Source organism: Arthrobacter caoxuetaonis (assembly GCF_023921125.1).
Taxonomy (GTDB): Bacteria; Actinomycetota; Actinomycetes; order Actinomycetales; family Micrococcaceae; genus Arthrobacter_B; species Arthrobacter_B caoxuetaonis.
The window spans coordinates 1,709,758-1,735,563 of record NZ_CP099466.1; the positions used below are offsets into that span (position 1 = coordinate 1,709,758).

Consider the following 25,806-nt stretch of genomic DNA (forward strand, 5'->3'; position numbering starts at 1 on the left):
CCGGCGCCTGGGCGTTCACGGGTGTTGTTGTGCAGGGCCAAAGGTTCCTCCTAGTGCGAATCCGGGCGTCCGCGCGGTGGCGTCGTTCGGCCGAATATGTAGAGGTTACCTCATTATGTGGTTGAGGGATAGAAGTGAGGCTCGTGTCACAGAAGGTGGCAGAGGGGGGCTGCCCGTAAGTTGTACGCATGACGCTTGCGCTGCGCCGCGCGGACTTCTTCGATCCGCGCCTGCCTGTCTTCCTGCAGTCCCACCTGGATGAACTGCGTCCCACTGCGCCTGCCGAAAGCCGGCACGCCCTGGACCTCACAGGTCTCCGCCAGCCCTCCGTTCGCCTGTGGGTGGCCTGGGACGGAGAGGCCATTGCCGCCACGGGGGCCCTTGCGGTCCTGGAACCGGGGCACGAGGAACTCAAGTCCATGCGTACTGCGCCCGGGATGCGCGGCCGCGGACTCGGGCGCCTCATGCTGGGGCATCTGCTGGAGGACGCGGCTGCCCGGTCCGTGGAGCGGATTTCGCTGGAGACCGGAAGCATGGGGTTCTTCGCGCCGGCACGCCGGCTTTATGAGAGCGCCGGTTTCGTTCCCTGCGATCCGTTTGGAGGATACAAGGAGGATCCCAACAGCGTCTTTATGAGCCTGACCCTTTCTGCGCCGGCCAGTCCGAAGGTCCTCAGGCGCTGAAGGCGGGGGGGCGTTTAACCTCAAGCCCATCGGATTCGAGGTATGGCTGCTACCTCACAGTGTGGCTGCTCACCGAATGGCTAGACTGGGGGAATGCCGAACTCCGATGCCGATTCCGCTGCCCTGGGCGAGCTGATGCACGCCGCCTTCCGCGGCCTGCGGGGCCGCTGGATCCAGCAGCTGGCACCGTTTGAGCTGACTCCGCACCAGTACCGGGCGCTCAACGCCATGGGGCGGAACGCGGACGACGGCGGGATGCGGCTGAAGGATCTCGCTGACCGGCTGCGCATCGCGCCGCGCTCGGCCACCGAAGTCGTGGACCAGCTCGAGGCCAAAGGCCTGGTGGAGCGCGGACCCGATCCGTCCGACCGCCGGGCCACGCTGATTGCCCTGACGCCGGCAGGGACCCGGATGCGCGAAGGAGTCCGCAGGGACCGCGCCCGCGAAGCAGATGAGTACTTCGCCGCGCTCTCGTCCGATGACCGCTCGGAACTGGCACGGATCCTCGGGCAGCTGGCCGGGGATATGCCGCGGCGGCACCCAAAGCCGTAATACCGGCCTGGAAACCCGGGTTCCCGGATGATCCGAAGAAATATCCGGGCGCGGGGCGTCGGCCGCCCACGGCATCTGTTCCTTCGGGTTCCGGCTCCCGTACCGTCGATAGGGACAGTGCTCCGGCCGCCTGCGCGGTGCATGTTTGCCAACTGGGAGGTAGTTCCCATGCCCTCATCCGTTCCCGGCGATTCCGGCGGAAGCAAAGCAGCCCATAGTCCGTCCGGCGCCACAGGCAGCAGGATCGGGACATACCTGTCTCCGCGGACGTGGTTGCTTCCACTGTTTGTCCTGCTGCTCCTCGGCGGCACAGGTTCAGCCTTGTACATTGGCGGACTCGGAAGTCCCTCAGGCCATCTGGAACATGTCCCGGTTGCCCTGGTGAACCGCGACGGCGGTACTGATGCCGGCGGAACCCAGGAGGACTTCGGCCAGGACCTGGCCGGGACGCTGAAGGAAAACTCCGACAAGACGGACGACTTCGATATGCGTCCCCTGAGCTGGGACGAGGCCCAGGCCCAGCTGCGGTCCGGGCAGGTTTATGCGGCAGTCGTGCTGGAGGAGGACTTTTCTGCCGACGCCGTCGGCCTGGTCTCCTCGAGCCTCACGGACACGGAAGCAACCCGGCCGCACATCACGTTCTACACCAACCCGCTCGCCAGCCCGCTGGGCAGCCAGCTGGCAGCCGACGCCATCGTACCGGCACTGGACGAAGCCAGCCGGAACCTCGGCGAACAGCTGGAGGATTCAGCCGAGCAGGCACGCGCTGTTGCCCAGGAACGGCAGGGAGCGGAACTTACCGAAGCCGGCGTTCCGGAAGGGGTGCAAAGCCAGCTGGCGCCGCAGCTGAACGGAACATCAGCGGCAGTGCTCAGCGATCCCATCGAGATCACTGAGCGGCCTTTCGAGAAGCCGCAGGAAGGATCTGCACTGGGCATGGGCGCGTTCTTCTACTCGGTGCTCCTGATGGTGGTGGGGATCAGCGGATCGGTGGCGCTGCACTTCCTCCTCGATTCCCGCCTCGGGGTCCTGCCCATTGAGCTGGGACCGCGGTTCCGCCGCGGACCTCTCCTCCGGCCCGCACGCTGGGCAACATTCCTGCTCAAATGGGGAATCGTGCTGGTGGCGGGACTGCCCACCGCGGGACTGATGATGTGGATTGCCTCCGCCGTCGGCATGCCCATTCCGCACGGCGGCTGGTTCTTCTTCAGCACCTGGCTGTGCCTGGCAACCGTTTCGGCCGTGACGTTTGGACTCATCACCCTCTTCGGCAGCGCCGGAATGATCCTGTCCATGATCTACATCGTGTTCATGGGCCTGCCTGCCGCCACCGGTGTGGTTCCGCTGGAGATGCTCCCGGGGTTCTTCAAGTTCATTGCCCGCGGGGAGCCGCTGTACCAGATGACCATCGCGAACAAGGCCATCCTCTACTTCGACGCCCAGGCAGGCGCCGGCCTGCAGGCAGGACTGATCGGCATGGGCGTCATCATCCTGGTGTTCGTTGTGGCCGCATTGGTTGCCGGTGTGGTCTATGACCGCCTGCTGGGCACCCGTGCCGCGGACCTGGAGCTGGATAACCGGGCGGCCCGCCACTGATGCCCGGAGCAGGGGTGTCCAGGCACGGATGTCCGTCATGGAACCGGACGGGTTTGGCCCAAGGTGCCCGCAGTGGGAAAATCCGAAGATGCGCCCCATGCAGAACTCCAGCCGTTTGCAGAACATCCGCTACGACCTCCGTGGACCCGTGCAGCACGTGGCCAAACAGATGGAAGCTGCGGGCCAGAGAATCCTGAAGATGAATCTCGGAGACCCGGCACCGTTTGGACTGGAAGCGCCGGAGTCGATTGTGGTGGACATGATCCACCACCTGCGCGGCGCCCAGGGGTACAGCGACTCCAAGGGGATTTTCTCCGCCCGGACTGCTATTTCGCAGTATTACCAGACGCGCGGACTCATGCAGATCGGTGTGGAGGACATCTACATCGGCAACGGCGTGAGCGAGCTGATCTCCATGACGCTGCAGGCCTTCCTGGAACCGGGGGACCAGATCCTGATCCCGTCCCCGGATTATCCGCTGTGGACAGCCTCCGTGATGCTCTCCGGCGGGGAGGCTGTGCACTACGCCTGCGATGAAGAGAACAACTGGTGGCCGGACATGGCTGATCTAGAATCCAAGATCACGGACCGCACCCGGGGCATCGTGATCATCAACCCCAATAACCCCACCGGAGCCGTCTACCCCCGCGAGATCCTTGAACAGTTCGTGGACCTGGCCCGCCGCCATGAGCTGGTGCTCTTCTCCGACGAAATCTACGAGAAGATCCTCTACCGCGGCGCCGAGCACATCCACACCGCCTCGGTAGCGGGGGACCTGCCCGTGCTGACCTTCTCCGGCCTATCCAAGGCGTACCGGATGCCCGGCTACCGTGCCGGCTGGGTAGCAGTCACCGGAAAGCGGTCCGACACGGCCGACTACCGCGAATCCCTGGAACTACTGGCGTCCCTGCGCCTGTGCCCCAACGTTCCGGCCCAGCACGCCATCCAGACATCCCTGGGCGGGTACCAGAGCATCGACGACCTGGTGAAGCCCGGCGGCCGGCTGGCCGAACAGGGTGAGCTGGCGTGCCGTTTGCTGAACGAGATCCCGGGAGTCAGCTGCGTTCCCGCAGCCGGAGCGATGTACCTGTTCCCGAAGCTGGACCCGGCCATGTACCCGTTCGACGACGATGAGAGGTTTGTCCTGGACCTCCTCGAAGAGCAGAAGATCCTGGTCTCCCAGGGCACCGCGTTCCATTGGCCCGAGCCCGACCATTTCCGCTTCGTGATCCTGCCTGCGGAAGATGACATCCGCGATGCCGTGAACCGGATTGCGGAGTTCCTCGCCGGCCGGCGCCGCACCCTGGACGCGCAGGGTGCTGCCTAGCCCAGGACTCCGCAGAGAATCGTCGCCCCGGCATCCTCGTTCCGCCGGATCGCGGCAGTGAAGCCGGCGGCAGCCAGCTCAGGCGAAAGCCGCGGAGCCTGCTCTTCGCTGCATTCCAGCAGCAGCTGCCCGCCGGCTGCCAGCCATGCCGGCGCTGCCGCCGCGATGGCCCGCAGGACAGCCAGCCCGCCGGCTCCGCCGTCCAGGGACAGCCGCGGTTCGTAGCGGCGGGCTTCCTGAGGCAGGAAACCCATCTCTTCCGTCGGGACGTACGGCGCATTGGCGACGACCACGTTAAAGTGTCCGCGAAGCCTGTCCGGGAGTGCCGAGAACAGGTCACCCTCCCAGACAGCTGCCCGTCCGGTCAGGTTCCCCCGGGCACAGGCCACCGCCTCAGGGCTCCGGTCGGCGGCGTGGAGTTCGGCCTCCGGCATGGCAGCGGCCAGGACAGCACTGATGGCCCCCGAGCCACAGCAGAGGTCCAGGACCACGGGGGAGGGCAGGGTGCGGGCTGCCGTAACCGCCGCACCGGCGAGGAACTCCGTCCGCCGCCGCGGGATAAATACCCCCGGAACGACGGCGATCCGGAGGCCGCAGAACCCTGCCCAGCCCAGGACGTATTCCAGCGGCTGCCCGGCCAGGCGCCGCCGAAGAAGCTCCTCCGCCTCCGGGGGCGAGGCGGCGGCACCGGCAATCAGGGCCGCCTCTTCCTCCGCATACACACAACCGGCCGCGCGGAGCTGCGGCGAGTACAGGTCCGCCAGTGCCTGCTCCTCCGCTTTCTCCATCCGGTGCCCTCTTCCTACGCCGTCACGGTTGCAAAACACCGCACTTATCTTTCCAATCTCTGGAATACGACGCATCTGCGGAGTTATGGTCTATTCATGCCTAGCTTGAGAGTTGCCGAAGCAGCCCGGTTCCTCGGTGTCAGCGACGATACCGTGCGCCGCTGGATTGAGAACGGTACCTTGACCGGTATCCGCGATGCCAGCGGGCGCCAGGCCGTCCAGAGTCTGGAACTGGCACGGCTGGCACGCAGCCAGGCACAGCTGCCGGCTGATCCGGCGGAGAGTGTCTCCTCGGCCCGAAACCGCTTTGTTGGCCTGGTGACCGACATCGTCATGGACAAGGTCATGGCCCAGGTTGAGCTGCAGTGCGGGCCCTTCCGGGTGGTTTCACTCATGAGTGCCGAAGCTGTCCGGGAACTGGGGCTGGAACCCGGATCCACGGCCACCGCGGTGGTCAAGGCAACGAACGTGATTGTGGAAGTCCCGCCGGGAAAGAAGCAGGTGTAATGCCCGAACGGTTCAGCCGCGCCGGGTTCCTTGTTCCGGCCCTGGCGGCGGTGCTTGCACTGGGTGCCTGCGCGGACACGACGCCGGCCGCCGGGCGCGGCGGCGAGCTCACGGTCTTCGCAGCGGCGTCGCTGTCCCGTTCCTTCACCGAGCTTGCGCAGGATTTTGAAGCCGCCCATCCCGGAACCACGGTGCGGCTGAATTTCGCCGGCTCCTCCGACCTGGCCGCGCAGCTCGTGGCCGGAGCCCCGGCGGACGTGTTCGCGGCCGCCGACGAAACGAACATGGCCAGGGTCCTGGAGGCGGACCTGGCAGCCGGCGAGCCTGCGGACTTTGCCGCCAACACGCTGACCATAGCGGTGCCGCCCGGCAATCCGGCGGGGATCACCGGGTTCGGCGACCTCGCAGCTCCGGGAGTCCAGGTGGTGATGTGCGCCGTGCAGGTGCCGTGCGGCGCTGCCGCAGAACGGATCGAAGCGGCTTCCGGAACTACCCTGTCCCCGGTGAGCGAGGAATCGTCGGTGGCCGGCGTGCTGGGCAAGGTCAGTTCAGGGGAAGCCGACGCCGGCCTGGTCTATGTCACGGACGTCAAAGCGGCCGGGAGCAGCGTTGAGGAAGTACCTCTTCCCGAGGTCGCGGATGCGGTCAACAGGTACCCGATCGTCCGCCTTTCCGGATCCGGCAACAGTGTCGGCAACAGTGACGCTGCCGATGCCTTCATCCAGTACGTAGTGGGCAGCCAGGGACAGTCTGTGCTGCGAGGGGCCGGCTTTGGTGCTCCGTAACAGCATGGCGCCGCTGCCGCCCTGGATTCCGGGGGTAGCGGCCGTCGGGGCCTTGTTCCTGCTGCTTCCCCTCGCGGCGCTCACCGCGGCCGTGAACTGGTCAGACTTCCTTCCGCTGATCACCTCCGAGTCCTCGCTGGCCGCCCTGTCCCTGAGCCTGCGGACCGCGGTGGTGAGTACGCTGCTGTGCATCCTCCTGGGCGTTCCGCTGGCCCTGGTCCTGGCCCGGACGCAGTTCCCGGGAAAAAGGCTGGTCCGGGCGCTGGTGCTGCTGCCGCTGGTGCTGCCTCCGGTGGTAGGCGGCATCGCACTGCTGTACACCTTCGGCAGGCAGGGGCTGCTGGGCGGGGTGCTGGAGGTCCTCGGTATCCAGGTTGCCTTCTCCACCGCTGCTGTCGTGCTGGCGCAGACCTTCGTGGCCCTGCCGTTCCTGGTCCTGAGCCTCGAAGGTGCACTGCGGACCGCGGGTACACGCTATGAAGCAGTCGCAGCCACGCTCGGCGCGGCGCCGTCGACCGTACTGCGCAGGGTCACCGTGCCGCTGGTGGTTCCCGGCCTGGTCTCCGGGGCGGTCCTCTCCTTTGCCCGCTGCCTCGGTGAATTCGGGGCAACCCTCGCCTTTGCCGGCAGCCTGCAGGGGGTCACGCGAACGCTGCCGCTGGAGGTCTACCTGCAGCGGGAGAGCGACGCCGATGCCGCCGTGGCTCTCTCACTCGTCCTGGTGGCGGTCGCCGTGACAGTGGTGGGGCTGACCTACCCCGGCGCCGGCCGGGCAGGGCAGCGGCGGACGTCCCGGCCTGCCGGAACTGCTCCGGCGGAGGTCCGGAAATGAGCCTGCACCTGAGTGCAACCGTTCCGCAGCGGGGGGTTGACGTCGACCTGCGCCTGGCGGAGGGCGAGACGGTGGCGCTGCTTGGCCCCAACGGCGCCGGGAAATCCACGGTGGTCTCCCTGATCGCCGGGCTGGTGCATCCGGAGGTCGGCCGGGCCGAATTGGGCGGCCGGACGCTCTTCAACCTCGCCGGGTCCCGGGGTACCTGGGTCCCCGCACACCGCCGCGGAACGGCACTGCTGGCCCAGGAACCGCTGCTTTTTCCACACCTCAATGTCCGGGAGAACGTGGCGTTCGGACCGCGCAGCACCGGATCGTCAAGGAAGACCGCCCTGGCCGCCGCGGACCGCTGGCTGGCCGAAGTGGACGCCGCGGACCTCGCCCGGCGCCGTCCCTCCGAACTCTCCGGCGGGCAGGCCCAGCGCGTGGCCCTGGCACGCGCCCTGGCCGCCGAACCCGCACTGCTGCTGCTCGACGAACCCATGGCGGCGCTGGACGTGGAAGCGGTGCCCCTGATGAGGCGGCTGCTGAAACGGACCCTGGCCGGCCGGAGCGCGCTGATCGTGACGCACGACGTGCTGGACGCGCTGACCCTCGCGGACCGGGTGCTGGTAATGCAGGAGGGCAGGATCGTCGAGTCCGGCCCCGCCGCCGTGGTGCTCCGCCGGCCCCGAAGCCAGTTCACCGCGAGCCTGGCGGGATTGAACCTTGTGGCGGGAATCCGGAAGTCCGGCGGGTTCGTGGCCGGGGATTTTACCCTTCCGGGCGTCCTGGCCGAGCCGGCGGCCGGGGGCGAAGGAGCGCGCTGGCTGGCGGCGTTTTCGCCGACGTCCGTGGCGGTGCATCCTGCCGGTCCGGTGCATCCCGGCGTTGTGCATCCTGCCGGGCCGGGCGGAGGGGTGCACACCCTTTTCCGTGCCCGCGTCACGGACCTGGAGCCGCAGGGGGACCGGATCCGGGTGCGCGCAGGAGGGCTCGCTGCTGACATTTCACCGGGGCGGGCGGCTGAACTGGGACTCGACCCGGGGCAGGACGTGGTCCTGGCCCTGAATCCCGAAGCCATGGAGCTCTACCCGGAATAGCACTCGCGCGGGTATTGGTCCGCGGCAGCCGGTTCCTGCCTGGTCCCTGAACATCTGCCCTCCCGCGGCCCTATACTCGCGAAGATGGAGGACCAACCGAGGATCCTTGTGGTGGAAGATGACCGGGCCCTTTCCCGGATGCTGGTGGAGATCCTCGAATCTGTTGGCTATGCCGTCACAACGGCCTTCGACGGTCAGCGTGCCCTGCATCTTGGGCTGACCCAGGAGTTCGATGTGCTGCTGCTGGACCGCGGGCTGCCCGCCATCGAAGGCCTGGATGTCCTGGCACGCCTGCGCAGCCGGGGCGTTGGCGTTCCCGCCCTGGTGCTTTCCGCCCTGGGCAACCCGTCGGACCGTGTGGAGGGCCTGGACAGGGGTGCCGAAGACTACCTGGCCAAGCCGTTCGACGTCGATGAACTGCTGGCGCGGCTGCGCGTCCTGCGGCGCCGGACCATCCGGGAGGTGCCTGTCCTGCCGGTGCCCGGCGGAATGTTCGACGCCGCCGGGCGGACCGTGACCACGGGAGCCGGGGCGGTGGTGGTCCTGTCGGAACGCGAAGCTGCGCTCCTGGAGGAGCTGGCCAGGCGCCCCGGACAGGTTTTCCCCCGCGAGGACCTGCACGCCCTCGTGTTCCCGGACGCCGACGACGACGGCGTCGTCGACACGTATGTGCATTATCTGCGCCGGAAACTGGGCAGGAACGCGGTCCTGACCGTTCGGGGGATCGGCTACCGCCTGGGCCGGCAGGAATAGGTCTGCCGTGGCAAGGGCACTGCGCGGGGAACGGAGTGAACTCCGCCGGGCCTCGGTACGGCTGGCGGTCCAGTTCACCGCGCTCATCGTGGTGCTGCTCTCGCTGGCCGGCGCCGTCGTCTACTACCTCGCCGCCGCCGGGAGTGAGGAAGCCCTCCAGCAGCGGCTGGAGGCCGCCGTCGAACTGGATAACCCGCGTGATGCCCCGCTGGACGTTTTCCTGGCGGTCTTGAACCGCGGCAGGCTGGAAGTCTCGCGGGACGTGCCTTCGGGCCTGCCTGTGGCCAGCTCGCTGTCGGCCGTTGCGGCAGGAGCAGGCAGCATCGAAGAAACCGTGGAGGCAGACGGCACAACCTACCGCGTGCTGACGGCGCAGGAGAGGCGCGGCCGGGTTGTCCAGGCCGCCGTGGATACGCAGGAAACACGGAACCAGCTGAACCGCCTGTTATTCGCGCTGATAGCGGCCGTGGTGTGTTCGGCAGCGGTGGCGGCACTGTTTTCAGTTCTGGCCGCGCGGGCTGCCATGCGCCCGCTGGCCCGGGCCCTCGAGCTGCAGCGCAGGTTCGTCTCTGACGCCAGCCATGAACTGCGCACGCCGCTGACCCTGCTGAGCACCCGGGCCCAGCTGCTGCGCCGGCGCGCCGCGGGGCAGGCAGGCGGAGCGTCTCCCGGGGAGCTGGACCGCCTCATTCAGGGGCTGGATGAGGTGGTGGCAGACGCAGGGGTCCTCACCGGAATCCTGGACGACCTGCTGGTTGCCGCGGATCCGCGAAAGCCCGGGACGCTGGAAGAGGTGGATCTGGCAGCCGTTGCCCGGCAGACAGCCGCCGCCTTCGGCCCCGCCTTTTCCGACCGGGGCCTTGCCCTGCACGCCCAACTGCCGGACGTGCCGGTGCCTGTCCTGGGCAACGAAGCGGCACTTCAACGGGTCTTCACCGCGCTGTTGTCCAACGCTCTGGATTTCGGGCGGACGGAAGTTACCGTCTCCGTAGCCGCGCGGAACCGCGACGCCGTGGTCACGGTGGCAGACGACGGCCCGGGGCTGCCGCCGGAGCTCGCCGGAGCACTGTTCGACCGCTTCTCCTCGGTACGCCCGGCCCCGGCAGGGCACACCCGGCACTACGGCCTGGGCCTTGCGCTGGTCGCAGAAATCGCCGCACGGTTCGGCGGATCAGTCAGCGCTGAACCGGAAACAGGCCATGGCGCCGTCCTGGTGGTGCGGCTGCCCCTATCCGCACGGGGCTTCTAAGAATCCTCGAAGAATCGCGGCGTTGGATAGATGGCGTAGGAATATCCAAACTCAAGGGAGGTGTCACCAATCGTGGCGATTGGGAGCAAAGCGAAGAAGGTCATCATCTGGACCGCCAGCGGTCTGGCCGCCGCCGGCCTGCTCGCCGGAACGTTCTTCACGGGTATGGCCGTTGGGGACAATATGGAGACTGCATCGGTGACGTCCGAACAGGAGCAGGGCCAGGACCAGGGCCGCGGCGGCGACCGGGAACGGCGCGGGCCCGAAGACGCCCAGGAGCGCGACGGCGGCAGTGACGAAGCCCGGCCGGATCGGCAGGACACCCAGGACGGGGATGATCCGAAGCCCGGCAAGGAGAATGCTGACGGCCAGGCCGACGAAGGCCGGGAAGACGGACAGCACGACGACGGGGCCGATGGCGGTGACCGCGGTGATCGGGAAGATCGGGACGGCGACCGCGGCAAGGGCGGAGGCCACGGCCGCGGCGGCCACCACGGCGACGCCCCCGAGGACGGCGACGCGCCTGAGGAATCAGAGACTCCGGCGGAACAGTCCTGACTTAGGACGGCAGCAGCTGCGCGGAGGCTGTCTCGCGGTGCGCGGGTTCGCCGGATGCGAGGGCAAACAGCGCGTAGTTCAACGGGCCGGCCGCTATCAGCGCCGTGCACCGTTCGGCAAGGTGCGGCTCGGTGAGCCCTGTCGCGTCCTGGTACCAGCGGACCACGTCGTCGAGGGAACCCGGCGAGATGAGGTGCACGTACATAAACTCCAGGGCCGGGTCACTCACCTTCGCCGTGGTCCAGTCCAATACGGAGACGATCCGTTTGGCGTCATCGAGCAGCAGATGCGCGGGATACAGCTCCCCATGGGTCAGCACCGTCCGCTGCGGCCAAAGCCGGTCATCGGCCAGCCACTGTTCCCAGCCGGCCAGCAGCTCCGGGGCGATGCGGAACTCGGCGCGCACCTGTTCCAGTACCTTCGACCAGTGCCGGCGGACGCCGTCGGGAGTCTCGGCCGGGATGCCCGCGGCGGCCGCGGCCGCCGCGTCCATCCCGTGCAGCGACGCGATCAATCCGGCCAGGGAGTGGAGGTACGTCGGATCCGACGGGTCAAAGTGCCATTCGGGCTGGTTGTCCCGGTCCACCGTGAGCCCCGGGCTGCCCGGAAGCAGGGGATAGGCAATGAGGTCCGAACTCTGGATCTTCCATTCCGGAACCGCTGCAGGAAGGCGCGGACGCACGAAATCAAGGATCGCCTGCTCGCGTTCCTGGCCGGCGGCAACGTCCGCGCGCCGTGGGATCCGAAGTACCCAGTCCCCGCCGTCCGGTGCGGAGGCGAAAGCGACCCGGTAATCCAGTCCGGCTTCGTTGAAACGGACGGTGCCTGGTTCCAGGGCGAGTCCGTGCCGTGCTGCCAGAGTGCATATATCGGCTGCCGTCAGATCCCGCGCTTCGCTCATGGCTTCCTTTTCTCCCGGTTTACAAGGCCCCGCCCGGGGCTGGTTCCGTGACGTCCTGTTACGCAGGATGTCATGTGCCACTGCATAAGTCGTCATAAAGCAGGCGCGTTTTGGTTACGTGGCCCAGATGTTCCTAGCCTAGGGACGGAATCAAGAGTTCCAGCCAATGGCCCTGGCCGGCTGGACAGCAACCCTCTCGTCGTAGCGGGGTGCTCCAGGTGATGATTCGGCCTCGGCGGAGACTTTCCGCGAGGCAAGTACGGCGCCGGCACTGCCCTCCAGCGGCCTGCGCCTCCACCTTGTCCGCGGAGCGCCGCGGACCCTTTTGGGAGAAGAGCCACACCATGAAACTCAGCAGAATCCTGGCGATTGCAGCCGCCCCGCTCCTGGCACTGACGATGGCCGCCTGCGGCTCAGCCTCCGGGGACGAAGGCACTGTGAAGATCGGCGTGGTTGGAGCCAGCGATCCGTACTGGGCCACCTACACCGAGGCCGCGAAGGCGGAAGGCATCGACGTCGAAATCGTTGACTTTGCCGAGTACACGCAGCCGAACCCGGCACTGACCGAGGGCGAACTGGACCTGAACCAGTTCCAGCACATCATCTACCTGGCCCGCTACAACGTTGCCAGCGGCGCAGACCTCACACCGATTGGCTCCACGGCCATCTACCCGCTGGGCCTGTACTCCACCCAGTACGACTCGGTGGAAGACATCCCCGAGGGCTCGACGGTGGCGGTGCCCAACGACGAAAGCAACCTGGCCCGCGGCTTGCTGGTGCTGCAGTCAGCCGGGCTGGTCAGCCTCAAGGACGGCGGCAGCGTCTTCGCGACCCTTGACGACCTCGACGAAGCCAAGTCAAAGGTCAAGGTGACCACCCTTGAGGCTTCCCTGACCCCCACGTCGCTTCCCGACGTCGCAGCAGCGATCGTCAACAACGACTTCGTCGAAGACGCGGGCCTCAAGGCCGAAGACGCCATTGCCCAGGACGATCCGTCGGATCCCAAGGCCATCCCGTACGTCAACATCTTCGCAGCGCGTGCCGGCGAGGAGGAGAACGAGACCTACCTCAAGCTCGTGCAGATCTACCAGGAAACGCAGGCAGTCCAGGACGGTGTCCAGAAGGCTTCAGGCAACACCGCCGAATTCCTGAAGGTCCCGGTCCAGGACCTGCGCGATTCGCTCGCCGAGGTCCAGCAGGACATCGAAAACCTGGACTAGTTCCTGCCCGTTCCACCGCGTCCCGGGTCCGGCTGCGGCCGGACCCGGGACGCTCGTTCTGCAAGGGAAACCATGCCACTCATCACACTGCGGAATGTCTCCAAGACCTACCCGCCCGCCCGCCGGGGCGAAGAGCCGGTCACGGCGCTGCGGGACATCAACCTGGAGATCGAAGCCGGCGAAATCTACGGAATCATCGGCTACTCCGGAGCGGGAAAAAGCACCCTGGTCCGGTTGATCAACGCGCTGGAGACTGCAACCTCCGGCGACATCACGGTCGACGGCCGGCAGGTCACGGGCGTCCCGGAGCGGCAGCTGCGGCAGCTGCGCCTGGACATCGGGATGATCTTCCAGCAGTTCAACCTCTTTAACTCCAAAACCGTCCGCAACAACGTGGCCTATCCGCTGCGGGTAGCGGGCCGGAGCAGGGCTGAAATTGCCGCACGGACCGCCGAGCTCCTGGACTTCGTGGGACTCACGGACAAGGCGGACAACTTCCCGGAGCAGCTCTCCGGCGGGCAAAAGCAGCGCGTGGGCATTGCCCGCGCCCTGGCAGCGTCGCCCAAGATCCTCCTCGCAGACGAAGCCACGTCGGCCCTTGACCCGGAGACCACGCATGAGGTCTTGGAACTGCTGCGCCGGGTGAATCGCGAGCTGGGCATCACGATTGTGGTGATTACCCACGAAATGGACGTCATCAAGAACCTGGCCACCAAGGTCGCCGTCATGGACGGAGGACGGATCGTGGAACAGGGTGAAGTGTTCGAGGTGTTTTCCAACCCCCGCGAGGAATCCTCACGGAAGTTCGTTTCCACTGTGGTCCGGGGCGTTCCTTCAGCGGCCGACCTGGCGACGCTGCGAAACAGGCACGAGGGAAGAATGGTCACTCTGTCCTTCCGGGACGGCGGCGCGTCCCAGTCGGACGTGTTCGTTGAACTGGCAGCCGCCGGAGTGGAGTTCGAACTGGTCTACGGCGGCATCAATGACATTTCCGGCCGCGCGTTCGGCCACCTGACGCTGGCGCTCAAGGGCGCCGACCAGGCGATCGACGGCGCCCTTGCCGCCGTCGGGCACGGCATCAAAGTGACGGAGCTGAACTGACATGGAAGACCTCATACCCCTGACCCCGCAGCTGTGGACTGCTATCGGAGAGACCCTCTACATCGTGGGCCTGAGCCTCCTGTTCGGCGGAATCGGCGGACTGCTGATCGGCATGGGCCTCTACACGACGCGCCAGGGGGCGCTGCTGGCGAACCGTGCGGTGTTCGGCACGCTGAACGTCCTCGTGAACATCTTCCGGCCCATCCCCTTCATCATTTTCCTGGCCGCGGCCCAGCCACTGGCCCGCTCCGTCACCGGCAGCGGGATCGGCAACAACGCGATCATCTTCACGCTGTCGCTGGCCGCAGCATTCGGCATCAGCCGCATCGTGGAGCAGAACCTGCTCACCGTGCAGCCCGGAGTCATCGAGGCAGCGCGGTCCATCGGTGCCGGGCGGCGGCGGATCATCTTCACGATCCTCATTCCGGAGGCACTTGGTCCGCTGATCCTGGGCTACACCTACATCTTCGTGGCCCTCGTGGACATGTCCGCAGTGGCCGGCTACGTCGGCGGCGGGGGACTGGGCAACTTCGCCATCCAGTACGGCTACCGGCAGTTCAATCCGGTGGTCACCTGGGCCGCCGTCGCAGTCATCATCGTCCTGGTGCAGCTCGTGCAGTTCCTGGGCAATCAGGCGGCCCGCAAGGCGCTCCGCAGGTAGCAGCTCACCTCAGATCACCGTCCCGCCGTGCCGGAGGTGCACGGGACGGTACGCACGGGAGGGGAGAATGGTGGGGTGAGTGTTCCTGGACCGTCTGCCGCCGGCTATCAGAGCGGGCCTTTTGACCTGGACCGCATCGGTGCCGGGCTGGTCTTCGCGCGTTCGCTTTCCGAGCTGGCCGCTGCGCTGCGGGAGACCGGGAACGCCGTCGTCCAGGCGCCCCCGGGTACCGGTAAAACCACCCTGGTGCCTCCGCTGGCTGCCAACCTGGCGGCACGGACTGAGGGCCCCCGCCGGGTAGTGGTGACCCAGCCGCGGCGGGTTGCGGCCAGGACGGCAGCCCGGCGGCTGGCGGCGCTCGACGGCGGGGCCGCAGGCGGTGCCGTCGGCTACACCGTCAGGGGCGAAAGCCTCGCCGGCCCGGACACCGTGGTGGAATTCGTGACCCCGGGCATCCTGCTTCGCCGGCTCCTGGCTGATCCTTCGCTCCAAGACACCGCTGCCGTCGTCCTGGATGAGGTCCATGAGCGCGGCCTGGAGTCCGATCTGCTGGTGGGCATGCTGGCCGAAGTACGGGAACTCCGTGAAGGCCTGATGCTCATCGCCATGTCAGCGACGCTGGAAACCTCTCGCTTCGCCGAGCTCATAGCCGCTGAAAGCTCAGTTTCCCCGGCGCCGGTGATCGACTGTCCCTCGGTCCTTCATCCCCTGGACGTCCGCTGGCAGCCCACCAGGGCCGCCCGCCTGGACGAGCGCGGAGTGACGCGCGGATTCCTGGACGAACTTGCCGGAATAGCGGCAGACGCCCATGCCCGTGCGCTGGCAGCGGACCCGGAAACTGACGCACTGGTCTTTGTTCCCGGTGCCCGCGAAGTCTCGCACGTGGCCTCCCGGCTGATGCACCTGGCCGGAAACGCTGCCGATGTGGTGGAACTGCATGGACAGGTACGCCCGGCAGAGCAGGACCGCGCAGTTTCCGGACGCCTGCCGCACGGGCGGCCGCGGATTATCGTGGCAACCTCACTGGCCGAGTCCTCCCTGACTGTGCCGGGAGTACGGCTGGTGGTGGACTCCGGGCTGGCCCGTGAGCCGCGGCGCGATGCAGTCCGGGGAATGTCCGGCCTGGTCACCGTCAGCTGTTCCCGGGCCTCGGCGCAGCAGCGTGCCGGCCGTGCAGCGCGCCAGGGCCCCGGAACAGTGGTCCGCGCCTATCCGGAGGCCGCGTACGCCGCCGCTCCGGCGCAGGCCACGCCGGAAGCCGCCGCCGCGGACCTTACGACGGCTGCCCTTCTCCTGGCCTGCTGGGGAACTCCCGGCGGGCGCGGATTGAGGCTTCCCGACCCGCTGCCGCCGGCTGCCGTCGCAGACGCGGAGAAGGTGCTGCGCGGCATCGGAGCAATCGACAGTCAAGGACTGGCGACGCCCGCCGGCCGGAAGCTGGCGCGCATTCCTGCAGACCCGCAGCTTGCCCGCGCCCTGCTGGACGGAACGCGCGTGATTGGTGACCGGGCCGCGGCGGAAATCACCGCCATGGTTGCCGGCGACTACCGGCCGGCGGGCTCTGACCTTGGGCGGCTCCTCTCCGGCCTGCGGGCAGGAACCGAACCCGGAGCCAGTGCCTGGTCCATTGAAGTGCGGCGCATGGAACGCCTGGCGCGGACACACGCCCTGGATTCAGGGACCGGCAGCGACAGCCGGACCGGGCATCAGCCTGAACCTTGGGAATCCGTGGGCTACATGGTGGCGCTGGCGTTCCCGGCGCGGGTGGCCCGCCGGGTGGCGGGGAGCGCGGGGGACCAGTACCTGCTGGCGTCAGGAACGCGTGCGGGCCTGCCTCCGCAGAGTTCGCTGGCTGGCCGTGAATGGCTGGCGATCGCCGACGTCACGCGTGCCCAGGGGAGGGCCGCTGCCGGCACCGGCGCCGTCATCCGGGCCGCTGCTCCGCTGGAGGCGGGCACGGCGGAGGCCGCGGCGTCGCATTTGCTCAGCGAATCCGTGACCGCTGTCTTTACGAACGGGAAGGTTGCCGCACGACGGCAGCGGCGGCTGGGCAGCATCGAGCTGGAGTCCACGCCGGTCCGGCCGACACCCGCGGAGGGCCGCACCGCCGTCGCCCAGGCACTGCAGCGCGAAGGGCTGGGGATCCTGGGATTCTCGCCTTCAGCTGATGCCCTGCGGCGCCGGCTGGGGCTGCTGCACCGGCTGGTGGGTGCGCCCTGGCCCGATGTTTCCGAACCTGCCCTGCTCGAGCGCGTCCAGGAATGGCTGGGCCCGGAACTGGAGGATCTGTCCCAGGGGGCACGCGCCTCCGGGGTGGACCTGCTGGATCCGCTCCGGCGCCTGCTGCCGTGGCCCGAGGCCGCACGGCTGGAGGAACTCGCCCCGGAGCGCCTCCTGGTTCCCAGCGGCTCCAAAGTGCAGATCACCTATCCGGAAGTGGACGACGACGGCGGCAGGCCGGTGGTGGCGGTGAAGCTTCAGGAATGCTTCGGCTGGGCAGAGTCTCCGCGCTTGGCCGGCGGCAGGGCGAGGATCCTCTTTCACCTGCTGTCCCCGGCAGGCCGGCCGCTGGCCGTCACCGATGACCTGGCGTCCTTCTGGGCCGGGCCGTACAGCCAGGTGCGTGCCGAAATGCGCGGACGCTACCCCCGGCATCCGTGGCCTGAGGACCCCTGGTCCGCCGTGGCGACGGCCCGGACGAAGGCCCGGATGTAGAAAAGGACGGACGGCCTACGTGACAGGCTCCGCCAGGGAGCTGCCGGCCGGGGCCCATACGCCGTCAAGCACCGCGGAGGCTTCCTCTTCGGATACGGCCAGGGAGAGCGAAATCTCGGTCAGCAGCGGCCGCCGGGCATGGCGGAGCATGTCCCGCTCTGCGTGGGAAAGCCCTTTGTCGAGCGACCGGAGCGTGAGGTTGCGGACCACCCGCGCCACGTCATTGATGCTGCCGCTGGCCAGCAGTTCAGTGTTTTCCTTGAACCGCCGGGACCACTGTGCTTCTTCTGCATCGGCTGCACCTTTGAGGATTTCCATCAACTGCTGCAGTTGGGTTCCGTTCAGGACACGGCGCAGGCCGACGTCGCCCGCCTTGTCCTTGGGCACCCATACCTGAAGCTTGTTGGCGTGGATTTCCAGGACAAGGTACTCAGTCTCGACTCCGCGCACCTTGCGCGTGGCGACCCTGAGGATCGTTGCGGGGCCGTGATGGGGATGGACTACTGTCTGTCCTTCGTTAAACGTCAATGTGTTTCCCTTTGGCTGCATCGAAGCCGGTCTTGTGGGGGCGGCTGCCTGTCAGGCAGGAGCGTTCAGGGGACGCCTGCAACGCGAGTCTCACCGCTTTATTATTTCATGCTTCGGCCGAGTGGTCGCGGGTAGGACGGGAGGCGGGGTGCGCTTTCCGGCTTTTCGCCGCGGGCTGCTCAGCAAACGCGGAACGCCCCTTCCCTTGGCAGGGTCGGGGCGTTCCGCGGGGCGGCAGCGAAGGCGCTGCACGCCTCCTTAGGCGCGGTAGTACACCGGGCCGGAGCCAACGTTGGCGGACTGGACAACCGTCTGGCTGCCGTTCCAGCCGCTGTGGATGGCCTGGCCGTTGCCGATGTAGATGGCGATGTGGGCCAGGCCCATGCCGCCGTCGGCGTAGTAGATCATGTCACCGGGCTCGGGGGTCGAAACCGGGGTGCCGTAGGCAGCCAGCTGGGCGGGTGCCAGATCGCCGACAGTGTGGCCAATGGAGCGGAGTGCCTGCTCCACCAGGACGGTGCAGTCCTGTGCGGCGCCGAGCTGGGCGTAGGCGGAGCTCAGCATGCTGGCGTTGCCGCCGATGGATGCAGCGGGCGCTACGGAGGTGGCCTGCGTGCTGACCGCGTAGTCCGTGTAGGTTGCCGGCGCCGGTGCAGCGAAGGTTTCCACCGGTGCGGTGTAAGTCTGGATCGGAGCGTAGGCCGCGGCTGGTTCAACAGCAACAGCAGGGGCTGCGGCTTCACCGGCGACGGTGATGACGTCGCCCGGGTAGATGATGGACGCCATGGACAGGCCGTTCAGGGCGAACACGCTGTCGAGGGAAACGCCGTAGTTGGCGGCGATCTGGCTCAGTGTGTCCCCGGCGACAACGGTGTGCGTGGTGGCTGCCACAGCTGCGGGAGCTTCGGTTACCGGCGCTGCAACGGGCTCTGCCACGGGTGCGGCCTGGACCGGTGCGGCTACGGGTGCTGCAGGGGCGGAGTCGTTCACGACGACGCCGGCCTGGGCAGGGGCTGCCATGCCGAACATGAGGCCGGAGCCTGCTACGACGGCTGCGGCGGTTCCGCCGATAGTCCGGGCTTTGCCCGGAGCGACCTTTGCGATGGTGGTCCAGACGCTGGTCTGGGCACAGTGGCGTCCGCGATTGGTTTTGATGAACAAGGAATTACCTCTCCCTATACCTGCGAGGTGAGCTGTCGGGTTCGGATGGGAGTCACCCGGCGAACGGTTCTCAACCGTCCGGCTTAACCCCAAGGATTCGAAAGGACCCAAAAAATTGGTTCCCCCGCCCCTGCCGTCGTGGTGCAAAAGGGTCCTTGGCTAGCGGCAGAGTTAGGTAACAAGCCAAGGCGCCGCATCAGGTTCTGCGGCATGCCAAGGACACTAACAGGCATTCCATTTGTATTGCAATTCGGTAACGACGGCGTGTTGCCATTGTGTTCTGTAGGTCACGCAGGTATTAGAGCAGCGAGCTTATCTTTCCTGTCACTGCAGCCACTTGGGCACTGGGCTCCCAACCCAGGTGCGAACTCCAAACAGCCCCGGAGAATGTGCGCTTTCCATGGGTCATTTTGGGTTTAGGGGGTCCGCGCCGGGCTGGCGGGAATACGCTTGAAGGCCCGGAACTGCAACGAAGGAGGCGCGCGATGAGCGAACAATCCGGTGAGGGCGGGACGCACCTGCCCGTTGAAGAGGTGGTGCGGGAAGTGGTCATCCCCGCCGGGGTTGCCGGTGCTGCCGAACTGGTTATGGACGTGCGGTGCTATGCCGTGGCACAACCAGCCGGCATCGTGATCATTGACACAGGATTGCCCGGAACGGAGGACGGCATCGCGGCTGCCGTCGAGGCGTTGGGGGGAACGTTCGCGGACGTAAGGGATATCGTGCTGACCCACCTCCATATGGATCACGTGGGATCACTCTTTGCGGTTGCTGAGCGGGCGCCGCACGCTGCGATCTACGCCGGCGGTCCGGACTCCATGGATATACGTGCCCCGAGACGGGTGACGCCGATAAGCGAGGGGGCTGTCATCCAGGACTTTGGGGTGCTCGCCACTCCGGGCCACACGAAGGGCCACGTGAGTCTCTTCCACGAGCCAACCGGAACCCTGTTCATGGGTGATGCCGCGGGTACGGAGAGTGGCGAAGTGATCCGGGGGCCGGAGGCCTTTACGGCGGATGCCGCACTGGCTGAAGAGTCGCTGGAGCGGATTGCGGACCTGGGGCCGGATCGGATTCTCTTCGCGCACGGCGCCGAGGTGGCTTCCCCGGCTGATGCCCTGGCCCGGATGGTCGGCGGACCGTACCGCCAGGGCTAGACTTCCGGGAACTGCCTGGCGAGACTCACCTGAGCGGAAAGACCCCCGGGTTCAGGCCCGGTTTCGGCGTGCAGTGAGCCAGACCGCGCAGTGAGCCAGACGAAGACTGCGCCGGCGGCGGTGGTTAGCACAGCTGCAGCCAACAGCAGGGCCGTGGGTGCAGTGCCGGACGATACTCCGGCATACAGCAACCAGCACACGGCCAGTGCGAGACCGGCAGCGATTGCGCAGAATCGTGCGGATTTTCCCGCGCCCGCGCTGAGGAAGGCGGCCACACTGGCCGGGCATGCGAAAGAACCGCCCAGCACTGCACCGCCAATCAGGGTCCAGAGGATAAAGCGGGCCTCCTCGCCCGGCTCAACCGCGGAGGCGAAGCGCTGCTGGTAGTTCAGCAGGGCCAATGCCATGCCTGCGAGGGCGCCAAGCGGGATCAGGAAAAAGACAGACTTGCGGGCCCGGGCGGGCGTGTTGCTCATGTGTCAACTCTAGCCGGGTCAACCACTCCCGCCCGGGCAGCAACGCTTCCCAAGGTTTCCCTTCCGGTGCCGGGGCGTCCAAAGCTCCCGGCACCGGAAGCGGATCCAGACAGCGGACCTAGGCAGCGGCAGACGGCCGGTGGGTGGCGGAAACCCAGCGCAGCAGCGAGTAAAGCAGCTGGGTGGCACCGGGCATAAAGCCCGAACCGTGGTGGTAAACCGGGTCCATGGTGGTAACCAGCAGGCGGGCGGGCTGGTTCACCTCATCCAGGTACAGGAGGGCTCCGCTATCCGTGCCGTCCTCTTCCATGGTGACCAGCGAGCGGGCACCCTCCGGGGGGTGCAGCAGCCCGTGGTGGTGCCAGTCCACTGCGCGCCGGGTGAAGAACTCCCATAGGGGGTCCTCGGGCAGGCGCATCCTGGTGCCGGTATCCGTACCGGTCCGCCAGGCCCAGAAGACGGTGGGGCGGAAGGTATAACCGACGCCGGGAAGCCAGTCCTCGACGTTGTTTTCGCCAAGTATGATCACGGTTTTGCCCGCGTCCTGGAGCGCTGCGCGGACAGCGGGTTCAAAGCGTGCCCGCTGCCCGGGGTGCAGCCGGTCGGCAACCAGTACAACGTCCAGTTCCGCCAGATCCTCGGGGGCGGAACCGGGCAGATAGACCGATTCGATCCGGTACGGCTGCAGCGCCGGGTCTTCAAGCGTGCGCAGCGCCGGGAAGGTTCCGCAGTGCAGCAGGCCGATGCGTGGAGTGTTCATGCTGATACTTCCTCGGGAGTGCGGGAGCCGATGGTGCCGGTCCCGGCACTCAGCCATGTGACCAGGTTCGGGCCGAGCCTGCTGGAGCTGTAGCGCTCGTCCGCAAAGCCCTCGAGATCAAGGCCGCCATGGACCAGCACCTCGCCCTTGGCCAGCGGATAGGTGTAATCCAGGGGAAGGGAGTTCGGGCCGATGCCCGTGACGGCGGCTGCGCCTTCGGGCAGCGGGGAATGGTAGCCGCGGCCGTAAAAGCCGGCCACCCCGATTTCCTGGAGCTGTTCATACGTGTGGACCCCGGGGACACCCGTGCGGAAATGCAGGTCCCGGTAGTCCACGCCGTTCCAGACGGGGTGATCGGAAAGGGCATGCGGGCGCAGGTCCCAGGGGCTGCGGTAGTCCAGCTTCAGCCACCGGCACAGGCCGTCGATGAAAGGCAGGACCACTTGGCCGTTGACCAGCACGCGTCCGCCGTCACGGACAAACCCGGTCAGGTGTTCGCGGTGCCGGTGCAGCATGACGTGGTCGGCAGCGCCGCTGATGATCAGTGCGCCGGCGGAGAGGATTTTGATGCGCCTGGCCGGATCGGCGAGGTCGTAGGCGTCGGTGTCCTCAATGGCGCCGCGCCATCCGGGTTCAGCGAGCCCGCGCATGGGGGTTGATCCGGTCAGCCGGATGATGGTCATGGGAGGTCCTTTCGGAGGTCGACGGCGCAGGTGCGCCGGCAGGAGGGACCGAAGTCGGGAACCGCAATGGTGCGGTTCCCCGAGACAGTGTCAACGGTCGGAGTGCAGATGGGCAGCCCGTAAACATCGGACAGCGCCGGCCCGGTCAGGAGGTCCTCCACCGGTCCCCAGCGGGTGTCGTGTGCACCGACGAAGAGCAGGGCATTGCGGGAAACATGCAGGGCGTGGTCCGGGTGGTGCGTGGTCATGATGACACCCATGCCCTCAGCTGCCAGTGAATCCAGCACGGTGAGCACCCTGGACTGGTTGCGCAGGTCCAGCGCCGAGGCCGGCTCGTCGAGCACCAGCAGCTCCGACCCGGACGCCAGTGCGCGTGCGATCAGGACCAGCTGGCGCTGTCCGCCGGAGAGTTCAGAGTAGTGCCGGTGCGCCCAGTCAGCTGCGCCCACGCGTTCCATGGCGGCGCCGGCCGCTTCCCGGTCCTCGCTGCGCGGCACCTGATAAGCGCGGAGGTGGCGGGTGCGGCCCATTAGCACCATGTCCTCGACGGTAAAGTCGACGCCGGAGCCGTGGTCCTGCGGTACGTAGCCGATCGCAGGTCCGGCTGAGAGGGTCCCCTCCACCGGTTTGAGCAGCCCGGAAAGGCATTTGAGCAGGGTGGTCTTGCCGCGGGCATTCGGTCCCAGGATGGAGAGGATTTCTCCGCGTTCCATGCTGAAGCCCAACCCGCGGAAGAGCCAGGGGCGCAGTTTGGAGTAACGGAACCCCAGGTCGTGGACCTGCAGCAGTGCAGATCCGGCGCCGGCAGCGGATACCGCCTTCGGGAGCAGTGACTTAGTTTCCATCGAACATTGCCTTCTTCTGGGAGCGGGCGAGCAGGGCCACAAAAACGGGTGCACCGATGATGGCCGTCAGGATGCCCAGTGGAATTTCGCTGCTGGTGATCGACCGGCTCAACGTGTCGATCAGGATCAGGTAGGTTCCGCCGAGCAGCAGCGACACAGGGAGCAGCACGCGGTGGTCCGAACCCACCCAGAGCCTGGCCAGGTGCGGAACCACCAGCCCAACCCAGCCCACGGCACCGGCGACGGCGACTGTTCCGGCGGTCATGAGTGCCACCGCACAGAGCAGGAGAAGCCGCGAGCGGTGCGGATTGACGCCCAGGGCCGCGGCGTCGTCGTCCCCCAGGGAGAGGACGTTGAGGCGCCAGCGCAGTGCCAGGACCACAATGGCACCGACTCCGATCGGAACCAGTGCGATCAGTACCTTCTCGTAGCTGGCCGCGGCAATCGAGCCCAGCAGCCAGTGGACGATCGAGGGGAGCTCCGAATAGGGGTCGGCGATGTACGTCATGAAGGAGACGAGGGCATTAAAGAAGGCGGCGACGACGATCCCGCCAAGGACGATCATGAGCATGCGCCCGCCCTGCCCGAGCCGGGCGAGGAAGAGCACGAATGCCAGGGCCGCGAGGCCGAAGCCAAACGCACCCCCCACCATCCAGCCGCCCGACAGGCCCAGCGTCAGGACAAGCACGCCGCCGAACGAGGCGCCGGACGTGACTCCGATAATGTCTGGACTCACCAGCGGGTTGCGGAACAGGGCTTGGAGGCAGGCTCCGCCCAGGGCCAGCGCCCCGCCGACCAGGAAGGCCAGCAGCACCCGGGGGAGGCGCACATCCATGATGACGGTGGCCTCCTGGTCGGTCCACGTCCGCCGGAGCAGGCCTTCGCCGCCGGGGAACAGCCCAGTGGCTTCACCGGCAAGGATCCGCAGGATCTCGTTCGGCGGAACCCAGTACCGGCCCACGGCCATGGAAACGACGCCAACCACCACCAGAAGTACGGCGCTGATGAGAACCGGATGGCGGCGCAGCAGGCCGCTCGGCCGCGCAGACCCGGCGGACCCGGGGGTCCCGGACGTTGACGCCGGAGCGTTTTCCTTGAGGCGCACGGCTACGCTTCGAAAACGCTGTAGCCGGCGCTGGCGCGGTTCATGTCCAGCCGCAGGGCGGCGTCGATCTGCTTCTCGGAAACGTCGTAGTTGTAGAGGTAGCTGATTTTCTCCCGCATCGTTGCGCGCAGGTTGTGGTCCGTGAGTTCGGGGTGGTACAGCTCGGCGGCCCACTGCCACATCAGCGGCGACTCGGCACAGGGCACCTCCCAGCGGTATCCGCCCAGCGGTGCCTTGTAGACGCGCTTGTTGCGGACAGCGGAGACGGAAGCCAGGGAAGAATCCGTGTAGACGTCGGCCGGGGTACGGGCGTCGAAGCCGCCCAGCGTGATGACCTCCGGATCCCACTCGATCAGCTGTTCGGCGCTCACGGTGTTGTCCGTGGACACATTGTCCGCCGCCATGTTCTGCCCGCCGGCCAGTTCCATCCAGTAGTGCATGTAGGAGGCCTTGTTCGAAGCGGAGTAACCCTCACCGGACTGTCCCAGATGGACAACCCGTACCGGCGCGGAGACGGAGGCCAGTTCGGTCTCCAGCCGCTCGATTTCCGCGTGCATCCAGTCGGTGATTTCCGTTCCGCGCCCGGGCTTGCCGAGGATGTCTGCGAAGAGGTGAACCCAGGTCTCGAGGTACTCCTGAGTTCCATAGAGCAGGCAGACGGTCTTGAAGCCGGCGTTCTCGAGCGGCTCCACGAGTCCGTCGCCCTGGTCCGCCCACTGGAAGACGACGTCGGGGGCCAGTTCGGTGATGGTCTCAATGTTGGGTGTGAAGCTGGAGGGGGAGATGGTGGTGGTCGCCTTGGCTTCAGGGAAGATCTCACCGAACAGCCCCTGCTGGTTGGCCTGCAGGGTGGACTCGTTGATGCCCACGATCCTGCCGTACCCGCCGTCAACGGCCGCGATCATGGACGGTGACGGAATGACCGTGGTGGCGATCCGCTGAACGGGTGCATCGAACGTGATCGTCTTCCCCCGCATGTCGGTGACCGAGAACCCCGTGCCCGACGCCGCTGGGGAACCTGTGCCGGATGCAACGGTTTCCCGGGTGGAGCAGGCGCCGAGGGCGAGGGTGAGCAGTCCCAGGCCCGCCCCGCCCAGCAGGGTTCGGCGGGACGTGAGGGACTGCGTGGGGGTAGGGCGAGACAACTTGGACTCCATTCGGACAACATACGTTGGTGAGGCTTACCTAACGGAAAGACAGAAATCCATATTAGCCAACAAAAGTGTGACGTTATCCAATGTGATGCCTGCGCCCAGGAAGTGAGAGGGAGCTAACAGGCTCGCTTTTTATGAATTACTCAGAATAACTGGTACGGTCGTATCAACGTTGCAGCACCTGGTGCGGTCCTCCAAGACCAGCAACACTCCCAGGCGCTTTCCCGATGGCCTATGCCGCAGCGGGATCTTCGCGCCGTACTTTTCGCCGGACCACCCCCGCTTTGCCGGGACGGCTGTCCGCCCCCAATTCCCACACACCGGGCAGCGTTGCCAACGCCACGCCCCAAGGAGATACCCCATGTTCAAAACCAAAAACCAGGCCCCGGATTCCGCCCGCTGCGCAGGGTTCACCAGCCCCTTCGGCGGCAGCTACGTGGCTGCCTTCGACCGGCCGCAGGCGGTACCGGGGACCAGCGGAGGCAGCTACACGGGCGCCCTCTCCCGGGAGGCCCAGGGGTACGGCGTCGACAACTATGTAGCGCGTTTTGATGCCCCGGCATTCTCTGCCGGCGGCCGCCGGGGCAGCTACGTCGACGTCGAGTCCTAACCTCCCGGCCTACCGGC

Annotated in this window: 27 protein-coding genes and 2 riboswitches; of the genes, 17 read left to right on the top strand and 10 right to left on the bottom strand. The window is 67.0% G+C overall.

Annotated elements, in window-relative coordinates; all coding sequences use genetic code 11:
• Nucleotides 1–188: 188 nt before the first annotated feature.
• From NF551_RS07820 to NF551_RS07835, 4 genes are all read left to right on the top strand, one after another.
• Nucleotides 189–683, top strand: coding sequence for a GNAT family N-acetyltransferase (locus tag NF551_RS07820; protein WP_227896851.1), 495 nt, complete (start codon nucleotides 189–191; stop codon nucleotides 681–683).
• A gap of 93 nt (nucleotides 684–776) precedes the next feature.
• Nucleotides 777–1,235 carry a MarR family winged helix-turn-helix transcriptional regulator gene (locus tag NF551_RS07825; RefSeq protein WP_227896850.1) on the top strand — a complete coding sequence of 153 codons (459 nt, stop codon included), beginning with the start codon at nucleotides 777–779 and terminating at the stop codon, nucleotides 1,233–1,235.
• Between the two features lie 168 nt (nucleotides 1,236–1,403).
• Nucleotides 1,404–2,831 carry an ABC transporter permease gene (locus tag NF551_RS07830; RefSeq protein ID WP_227896849.1) on the top strand — a complete coding sequence of 476 codons (1,428 nt, stop codon included), beginning with the start codon at nucleotides 1,404–1,406 and terminating at the stop codon, nucleotides 2,829–2,831.
• Nucleotides 2,832–2,919: 88 nt separating this feature from the next.
• Nucleotides 2,920–4,158: a pyridoxal phosphate-dependent aminotransferase gene (locus NF551_RS07835; RefSeq protein ID WP_227896848.1), complete on the top strand. Its 1,239-nt coding sequence runs from the start codon at nucleotides 2,920–2,922 to the stop codon at nucleotides 4,156–4,158.
• Here NF551_RS07835 and NF551_RS07840 read toward each other — a convergent pair.
• The gene (locus NF551_RS07840) at nucleotides 4,155–4,946 is read right to left on the bottom strand and encodes a putative protein N(5)-glutamine methyltransferase (protein ID WP_227896847.1); all 792 of its coding nucleotides are present in this window, start codon (nucleotides 4,944–4,946) and stop codon (nucleotides 4,155–4,157) included. The genes NF551_RS07835 and NF551_RS07840 overlap by 4 nt on opposite strands.
• 96 nt (nucleotides 4,947–5,042) lie before the next feature.
• Between NF551_RS07840 and NF551_RS07845 the strand changes: the two genes are divergently transcribed.
• The 7 genes from NF551_RS07845 to NF551_RS07875 all read left to right on the top strand — a co-directional run bounded on the left by NF551_RS07845 (nucleotide 5,043) and on the right by NF551_RS07875 (nucleotide 10,712).
• Nucleotides 5,043–5,453 (top strand): TOBE domain-containing protein, encoded by a 411-nt coding sequence (locus NF551_RS07845; protein ID WP_227896846.1) that lies wholly within the window; start codon nucleotides 5,043–5,045, stop codon nucleotides 5,451–5,453.
• Entirely contained in the window at nucleotides 5,453–6,238 is a 786-nt protein-coding gene (modA, locus tag NF551_RS07850) for a molybdate ABC transporter substrate-binding protein (protein ID WP_227896845.1), read from the top strand. The genes NF551_RS07845 and modA overlap by 1 nt, the downstream gene beginning before the upstream one ends.
• A gap of 4 nt (nucleotides 6,239–6,242) precedes the next feature.
• Nucleotides 6,243–7,070: an ABC transporter permease gene (locus tag NF551_RS07855; protein WP_227896933.1), complete on the top strand. Its 828-nt coding sequence runs from the start codon at nucleotides 6,243–6,245 to the stop codon at nucleotides 7,068–7,070.
• Nucleotides 7,067–8,152: a sulfate/molybdate ABC transporter ATP-binding protein gene (locus NF551_RS07860; RefSeq protein WP_227896844.1), complete on the top strand. Its 1,086-nt coding sequence runs from the start codon at nucleotides 7,067–7,069 to the stop codon at nucleotides 8,150–8,152. The genes NF551_RS07855 and NF551_RS07860 overlap by 4 nt, the downstream gene beginning before the upstream one ends.
• 84 nt (nucleotides 8,153–8,236) lie before the next feature.
• The gene (locus NF551_RS07865; protein WP_227896843.1) at nucleotides 8,237–8,905 is read left to right on the top strand and encodes a response regulator transcription factor; all 669 of its coding nucleotides are present in this window, start codon (nucleotides 8,237–8,239) and stop codon (nucleotides 8,903–8,905) included.
• Nucleotides 8,906–8,912: 7 nt separating this feature from the next.
• Entirely contained in the window at nucleotides 8,913–10,154 is a 1,242-nt protein-coding gene (locus NF551_RS07870; protein WP_227896842.1) for a sensor histidine kinase, read from the top strand.
• A gap of 72 nt (nucleotides 10,155–10,226) precedes the next feature.
• Complete coding sequence (locus tag NF551_RS07875; RefSeq protein WP_227896841.1) at nucleotides 10,227–10,712, top strand: hypothetical protein; 486 nt, start codon at nucleotides 10,227–10,229, stop codon at nucleotides 10,710–10,712.
• 1 nt (nucleotide 10,713) lies between these two features.
• Here NF551_RS07875 and NF551_RS07880 read toward each other — a convergent pair whose 3' ends face one another.
• Nucleotides 10,714–11,613: a macrolide 2'-phosphotransferase gene (locus NF551_RS07880; RefSeq protein ID WP_227896840.1), complete on the bottom strand. Its 900-nt coding sequence runs from the start codon at nucleotides 11,611–11,613 to the stop codon at nucleotides 10,714–10,716.
• A 148-nt stretch (nucleotides 11,614–11,761) separates the two neighbouring features.
• Nucleotides 11,762–11,879: riboswitch (SAM riboswitch) on the top strand.
• 78 nt (nucleotides 11,880–11,957) lie between these two features.
• Here NF551_RS07880 and NF551_RS07885 point away from each other — a divergent pair.
• The 4 genes from NF551_RS07885 (at nucleotide 11,958) to hrpB (ending at nucleotide 17,310) form a co-directional block, all read left to right on the top strand.
• A complete protein-coding gene (locus NF551_RS07885; RefSeq protein WP_423722119.1) occupies nucleotides 11,958–12,833 on the top strand; it encodes a MetQ/NlpA family ABC transporter substrate-binding protein in 876 nt (291 codons plus the stop codon).
• Between the two features lie 72 nt (nucleotides 12,834–12,905).
• A complete protein-coding gene (locus NF551_RS07890; RefSeq protein WP_227896839.1) occupies nucleotides 12,906–13,934 on the top strand; it encodes a methionine ABC transporter ATP-binding protein in 1,029 nt (342 codons plus the stop codon).
• A 1-nt stretch (nucleotide 13,935) separates the two neighbouring features.
• Complete coding sequence (locus tag NF551_RS07895) at nucleotides 13,936–14,595, top strand: methionine ABC transporter permease (RefSeq protein ID WP_227896838.1); 660 nt, start codon at nucleotides 13,936–13,938, stop codon at nucleotides 14,593–14,595.
• A gap of 75 nt (nucleotides 14,596–14,670) precedes the next feature.
• Nucleotides 14,671–17,310, top strand: a complete 2,640-nt coding sequence (gene hrpB / locus NF551_RS07900; RefSeq protein WP_227896837.1) for an ATP-dependent helicase HrpB — start codon at nucleotides 14,671–14,673, stop codon at nucleotides 17,308–17,310.
• A gap of 15 nt (nucleotides 17,311–17,325) precedes the next feature.
• On the opposite strand, the gene NF551_RS07905 is transcribed toward hrpB, so the two are convergent.
• Together NF551_RS07905 and NF551_RS07910 are read right to left on the bottom strand one after the other, a co-directional pair.
• Nucleotides 17,326–17,838: a CarD family transcriptional regulator gene (locus tag NF551_RS07905; protein ID WP_227896836.1), complete on the bottom strand. Its 513-nt coding sequence runs from the start codon at nucleotides 17,836–17,838 to the stop codon at nucleotides 17,326–17,328.
• 258 nt (nucleotides 17,839–18,096) lie between these two features.
• On the bottom strand, nucleotides 18,097–18,999 hold the full coding sequence (locus tag NF551_RS07910; RefSeq protein ID WP_227896835.1) for a LysM peptidoglycan-binding domain-containing protein: 903 nt from the start codon (nucleotides 18,997–18,999) through the stop codon (nucleotides 18,097–18,099).
• A gap of 3 nt (nucleotides 19,000–19,002) precedes the next feature.
• Nucleotides 19,003–19,177: riboswitch (cyclic di-AMP (ydaO/yuaA leader) on the bottom strand.
• Between the two features lie 307 nt (nucleotides 19,178–19,484).
• Here NF551_RS07910 and NF551_RS07915 point away from each other — a divergent pair.
• Complete coding sequence (locus NF551_RS07915) at nucleotides 19,485–20,156, top strand: MBL fold metallo-hydrolase (protein WP_227896834.1); 672 nt, start codon at nucleotides 19,485–19,487, stop codon at nucleotides 20,154–20,156.
• Here the strand turns inward: NF551_RS07915 and NF551_RS07920 are convergent.
• The 6 genes from NF551_RS07920 to NF551_RS07945 form a co-directional block, all read right to left on the bottom strand.
• Nucleotides 20,153–20,632: a hypothetical protein gene (locus tag NF551_RS07920; RefSeq protein WP_227896833.1), complete on the bottom strand. Its 480-nt coding sequence runs from the start codon at nucleotides 20,630–20,632 to the stop codon at nucleotides 20,153–20,155. The two genes, NF551_RS07915 and NF551_RS07920, sit on opposite strands and share 4 nt — an antisense overlap.
• 118 nt (nucleotides 20,633–20,750) lie before the next feature.
• Nucleotides 20,751–21,392 carry a hypothetical protein gene (locus tag NF551_RS07925; RefSeq protein ID WP_227896832.1) on the bottom strand — a complete coding sequence of 214 codons (642 nt, stop codon included), beginning with the start codon at nucleotides 21,390–21,392 and terminating at the stop codon, nucleotides 20,751–20,753.
• Entirely contained in the window at nucleotides 21,389–22,075 is a 687-nt protein-coding gene (locus NF551_RS07930; RefSeq protein ID WP_227896831.1) for a hypothetical protein, read from the bottom strand. The genes NF551_RS07925 and NF551_RS07930 overlap by 4 nt, the downstream gene beginning before the upstream one ends.
• On the bottom strand, nucleotides 22,072–22,920 hold the full coding sequence (locus tag NF551_RS07935; protein WP_227896830.1) for an ABC transporter ATP-binding protein: 849 nt from the start codon (nucleotides 22,918–22,920) through the stop codon (nucleotides 22,072–22,074). Before NF551_RS07935 ends, NF551_RS07930 begins: the two co-directional genes overlap by 4 nt.
• Complete coding sequence (locus NF551_RS07940) at nucleotides 22,910–24,025, bottom strand: FecCD family ABC transporter permease (protein WP_227896829.1); 1,116 nt, start codon at nucleotides 24,023–24,025, stop codon at nucleotides 22,910–22,912. Before NF551_RS07940 ends, NF551_RS07935 begins: the two co-directional genes overlap by 11 nt.
• Nucleotides 24,026–24,027: 2 nt before the next feature.
• Nucleotides 24,028–25,182 (bottom strand): ABC transporter substrate-binding protein, encoded by a 1,155-nt coding sequence (locus NF551_RS07945; protein ID WP_227896828.1) that lies wholly within the window; start codon nucleotides 25,180–25,182, stop codon nucleotides 24,028–24,030.
• A 358-nt stretch (nucleotides 25,183–25,540) separates the two neighbouring features.
• Between NF551_RS07945 and NF551_RS07950 the strand changes: the two genes are divergently transcribed.
• Nucleotides 25,541–25,789, top strand: coding sequence for a hypothetical protein (locus tag NF551_RS07950; RefSeq protein ID WP_227896827.1), 249 nt, complete (start codon nucleotides 25,541–25,543; stop codon nucleotides 25,787–25,789).
• Nucleotides 25,790–25,806: the final 17 nt, after the last annotated feature.